Origin of the sequence: Actinocorallia sp. API 0066 (assembly GCF_020991275.1) — a bacterium.
Taxonomy (GTDB): domain Bacteria; phylum Actinomycetota; class Actinomycetes; order Streptosporangiales; family Streptosporangiaceae; genus Actinocorallia.
Genome location: NZ_JAJLQY010000036.1, coordinates 1 through 1,057, shown reverse-complemented (window position 1 = coordinate 1,057; position 1,057 = coordinate 1). Strand labels below are relative to the sequence as shown.

General features: G+C 68.5%; 1 protein-coding gene. It reads left to right on the top strand.

Annotated features, from left to right (window positions below; translation table 11 throughout):
• The coding region (locus LO762_RS32220) for an AMP-binding protein (RefSeq protein WP_230620143.1) at positions 1 to 1,057 on the top strand (1,057 nt) is incomplete at both ends.

Here is a 1,057-nt window from a genome sequence, read left to right as displayed (position 1 = left end):
ACTGCCCGTACGGCACCGGCTCAAGCCCGCAGACACGATCACCGACCTCCTCCTACGCACCCGGCAAACCGTCCTGGACGGGTTCGCCCACCAGGCCGCGCCCTTCGAGGAGGTGACCCGGGTGGCGGGGGTGGAACGGGCCCAGGGCCGTAACCCCCTCTTCCAGATCATGGTCACCCACCACGCCGACCCGCAGACCGACGACGTCGTCCTCGACGGCCTTGTTGTCGAGAACGTCCCGGCCACCCTCGCCGCCGCAAAAACCGACCTCGAACTCGACCTCGTCGAAACCGGCACCGGCCTCGACGGCCACCTCACCTACGACACCGACATCCTCGACCCCGCCACCATCGACCGGTTCATCGCCGCGTTCGAGCAGGTTCTAGCGGCCATCGCGACGGCCCCGACCCTGCCGATCGCCGAACTCCTGCCCGCCGACAGCATCCCCGCTGTGCACGGCGAGCCGCTCGACGTCCGTCCGCTCACCTTGGACGGGTTGATCCGCGAGCAGGCGGCCGCGACCCCGGACGGCGTCGCGGTGCTCGATGACAACGGCGTCCAGGTGACCTACGCCGAGTTCAACGCGCGGGTGAACGCGACGGCCCAGGCGCTGATCGAGCGCGGCGTCGGGATCGGCGACCGCGTCGCGGTGATCCTGCCGCGCTCGGTCGACCTTGTCGTGACCCTGGCCGCGATCGTGCGCGTGGGCGCGGCCTTCGTGCCCATCGACACCTCGTACCCGGCGGGCCGAATCCAGACCATTCTGGAAGACGCTGCCCCGGTCCTGGTGATCGAAGAACCGCTGGAAGGCGTGGCGGGAGAACCGGTGTTGTCACGGCCTTTGTCGCCGCGCGATACCGCTTATGTGATCTTCACGTCCGGGACGACGGGTCGGCCCAAGGGCGTCGCCGTCTCGCATCAGGCGATCGTCAACCTGATCGCCTGGCGACAGGACACCTTCCCCATCACGGCGACGGAACGGGTACTGCAGAAGACGTCCGTTGGATTCGACGTCGCCGTTCCCGAATTCTTCTGGCCGCTCACCATCGGAGCCGCA